Consider the following 3,334-nt stretch of genomic DNA (forward strand, 5'->3'; position numbering starts at 1 on the left):
TCAAGTTGTTTTCTTTCCTTACTTTATAAAAATAATTCCCAATCACTTTATTTTTTTTAAGTTTCATTGCTTGCCCTCTTAAGTAGTTCTTCAAGTTCTTGCTTGTGTAAGTTTTGTAACCATTTATCATCTTTTGAAACAGTTGCTTCAACTTTATCTCTGTCCTTATAAAAAATAATCCGTTGTTCTTTTTTAGATTTACTCATTTACTTGCCCCTTATTTTGCCTCCTAAGGCATTTTTATAATTTTAGGTATAACTTTACCTCTGATATGTTAAACGCTCAATGTAAGCGTAATTTTCATGAAATAGGGCTATCTAGTCCATGTAATAGACTTCAACATTAGTAACTTTTTTATCTTTTATTTGATTAATCATTTCTTTTGCTCTTTTTACTGGGTCTGATCCTGTATAATGCTCACTATAAACACAGACAAGTTCGTCATCTCCTTCGAAGTCTCGGATTGCAATATCATAACTAACAAATAATGAATTTGTAGCCTCAATGGTTTTTATTTTTACCTTGAAGCGCCCATTTCTTTTTTCCTCAATTTTCTTTTTTGAAAAATCAATGACAGTCATTTAAGTTCCTCGACTTCTATAATGATTTTATTTTTATCGCTGTGGTACTTCTTCGCTTCGAGCCATGCAATTTGGCTGTCGTCTTCGTAGTAACCTAGCTTTGTCATGAAGTCCTGTAAATTCTTCATGAGATTGTCTAAGTCGGGACGAGTAGTTTTCCACTGCCACCACTTTTTCTTTTGTTTAATGGCAAAGTGAAAGGTCACAGACAGCTTGATTGGTACTGGTTTTAGAAACGATGTACCAGGCTTGTTATCGATCAACTGTTGAAGTAGCTCTGTGTTCTCTGTTCCCTTGCGGTTGTAAAACATTGGCTTTCCATTCCGCCAGCTAATCCCTTTTTGTTGCTGAGTAGTTGGCATTTTATCCAATTCAAATTCAAATTTCAAAGAGCGACATCTCATATTCTTTGAGCATTTTTTCTTTTGCTAAATTATAAAAATCTTTCTTAATCTCAAAGCCATAAGCATTTCTTCCAAGTTCTATGGCCGCTCTAATTGTTGAACCACTTCCCATACAAGGGTCAATAATTGTATCTCCCTTGTCAGTAAAGATTTCAATTAATCTTTTCAAAACAGACTGTGGCTTTTGCGTAGGGTGAATTTTGGGGATTGTCTTGTTATCTCTGCCCCAAGGCATCCAGTTGAAAATCATTTCGCCATTATTGTTGAATTTTGGTAATTTATCACGATATAAAACCACAGCGTACTCAGTAGCTCCTACAATCTTCATATTCGCTTTTAGAACTTGACCGCTGTAATCTTTGACGAAAACTAACGGATAAGCGTTCTTGAATCCATATTTTTTGCCGTAATCCATTACCATTTGCATTTGCTGAAAGGCACAGAAAACAATCATTGCTGGAGCTTTCCCCTTTTCTTTTGGCTCTTTTATTAACATTTTCGAGCAAAAGTGCATGAATTCTGCGATTCTAAAATCTTTATCAGTATCAAAAAATTCTGTATTTGCTTTTTCACTTTCGCCATTTTTATTATCACCGTCAATATACCAAGCGTTAGAGCTTGCATAAGCGTTTTTCCCTAAGTTATAAGGAATGTCAGCTATTACAAGCTGTGCTTTAGGTATTTGATATCGTTTATAGTTTTGGAAGTGATCATTAAATATTTCAAACTTCATCTTTGTCCTCCTGTACTTGATAAGCTTAAAATTTGAGCCTGTGCCATTCGGTATTTCAATTTGGAAGGTAACGTTCCTAATCTGTCATCACTCTCAGGGATCGTTAGTACCATCAATCTTGCTTTTTCTTTAATACTGCTCATCATTTTATTGATTTCTGATTCTTCTCTGTCCTCGTAGTCAGCTAGTGAGTCAACTACGACCAGATCAGCTACTTCAATTTCGTGCTTAAGCCTTAAGAACTTCTGCTTTTCTTCATCACTCATGAACTTGTCTTTAGCTTGTCGAACATACTTATTCGTGTCTACTACTTTTACCTTGATTTGTTTCCCAACATAATCGACAAGCCATGATTTCATATTCTCTACATTTTGAACACTTAAGCTATCGCTGTAATCATATTGAACAATCGTATCTCTCCGAAGTGAGATTTTCTTTTTCCGTTCAAATTTTGAAACATAGTCCTCTTGATCAGTTTGCAGCGTTGCTTGTGCTGAATTGTTATCTGCTAGTAAGTGTTTATTTGTATTGATTTTAGAGATGCGTTCCATATCGCACATGGGACAAGCTCTCACTGTATACATATGATGACCAACGATATTTCCATGTTCATCACGATCAACTGCTGGAACTGGATTAGCAAAGCCACCATATTCACAACCGTGTATTTCACAAGTGCCTAGTCCAGTTGTAATTCGCTTTAGAGAGAGGTAATCAGGTTCTTTTTCTATCAACGCATTCCCCCTGTCCGTTTTGGCTTAGTTTTGGAAACAATCGGAACTTCTTGATATTCTGTGAACATCGCATTTCTTAAGAACTCATAGGCATTTACACTGTATTGATGGCTCACATCATCAGGGCTGTCTTTCTCATACCATGTTGTATAATTCTCAGCTCCAATAATTGCTTCATCTTTTTGAAATGGTGGCAATTTGATAAATTCTTGCAAAGCCATTGCTCTTTTATTAAGATTCTTTTTAGTGAAATTAATGAAGATTTGGAAATAGCGAGCGAATTTTTCATCTATGTTTTCTTCTCTCTCTATTTCTTTTTCTTTTTCTTTTTCTAATTCTCTTTCTTTATCTCTCTCTCTTTCTGTTGCGTGACTGTCACGTGACGTCACGTGACTTTCTAATAATTCTTTGCTTTTTTCTCGCTTTCGTTGGCTCTGTTTACGTAATCTTGCCTGTTCACGAATTTTGTCCATTCCATCAAGATTTTGATGCTGACCCCAATTCGTAATATTCAAGATACCATTTTGATATATTTCTATCATTCCAAACTTCTTAAATGTGTTCAATGCAAGCCTTACAATTGAAATCGGACGATCACATAAAGTTGCTATCATCTCATCTGTATATGGAATATCATCGCTTAAATAAATTAATCCTGAATCATTTGTTTTGCCTGCCATACTGAGTAAGAAAACCCAAATTCTGAAAATCGCATCATTTTCTGGCATCGTATCAATTAATTTTATTTTTTCGTCATCAAATATATTGACACTTAACTTAATCCAACTTATTTCCGCCAAAATTTCTCCTTTCGTTGGTTTTTATTTCAAAGACCAAATCTGGTCCATTATATTTTCAATTAAATAGGGCTGTCGGTGCGAT

6 protein-coding genes are annotated in these 3,334 nt (G+C 35.0%); all 6 read right to left on the minus strand.

Annotation, left to right across the window (positions count from 1 at the left end; genetic code table 11):
• Positions 1–56: 56 nt before the first annotated feature.
• Entirely contained in the window at positions 57–206 is a 150-nt protein-coding gene (locus RT41_RS10530; protein ID WP_180752722.1) for a hypothetical protein, read from the minus strand.
• 111 nt (positions 207–317) lie between these two features.
• Positions 318–581, minus strand: coding sequence for a hypothetical protein (locus tag RT41_RS10015; RefSeq protein ID WP_096819263.1), 264 nt, complete (start codon positions 579–581; stop codon positions 318–320).
• The gene (locus RT41_RS10020) at positions 578–970 is read right to left on the minus strand and encodes a RusA family crossover junction endodeoxyribonuclease (RefSeq protein WP_054640059.1); all 393 of its coding nucleotides are present in this window, start codon (positions 968–970) and stop codon (positions 578–580) included. The genes RT41_RS10015 and RT41_RS10020 overlap by 4 nt, the downstream gene beginning before the upstream one ends.
• Positions 960–1,718, minus strand: a complete 759-nt coding sequence (locus RT41_RS10025; protein WP_096819265.1) for a DNA-methyltransferase — start codon at positions 1,716–1,718, stop codon at positions 960–962. Before RT41_RS10025 ends, RT41_RS10020 begins: the two co-directional genes overlap by 11 nt.
• Positions 1,715–2,452 carry a hypothetical protein gene (locus tag RT41_RS10030; protein ID WP_054640058.1) on the minus strand — a complete coding sequence of 246 codons (738 nt, stop codon included), beginning with the start codon at positions 2,450–2,452 and terminating at the stop codon, positions 1,715–1,717. The genes RT41_RS10025 and RT41_RS10030 overlap by 4 nt, the downstream gene beginning before the upstream one ends.
• Positions 2,449–3,252, minus strand: a complete 804-nt coding sequence (locus RT41_RS10035) for a phage replisome organizer protein (RefSeq protein WP_096819267.1) — start codon at positions 3,250–3,252, stop codon at positions 2,449–2,451. Before RT41_RS10035 ends, RT41_RS10030 begins: the two co-directional genes overlap by 4 nt.
• Between the last annotated feature and the right edge of the window lie 82 nt (positions 3,253–3,334).

This window comes from Lactococcus fujiensis JCM 16395, assembly GCF_002441655.1.
GTDB lineage: Bacteria > Bacillota > Bacilli > Lactobacillales > Streptococcaceae > Lactococcus > Lactococcus fujiensis.

What these genes read in the sequence shown, in the direction of transcription:
- RT41_RS10530 (WP_180752722.1), bottom strand. Translation starts at nt 206, where the DNA reads ATGAGTAAATCTAAAAAAGAACAACGGATTATTTTTTATAAGGACAGA.
- RT41_RS10015 (WP_096819263.1), bottom strand. Translation starts at nt 581, where the DNA reads ATGACTGTCATTGATTTTTCAAAAAAGAAAATTGAGGAAAAAAGAAAT.
- RT41_RS10025 (WP_096819265.1), bottom strand. Translation starts at nt 1,718, where the DNA reads ATGAAGTTTGAAATATTTAATGATCACTTCCAAAACTATAAACGATAT.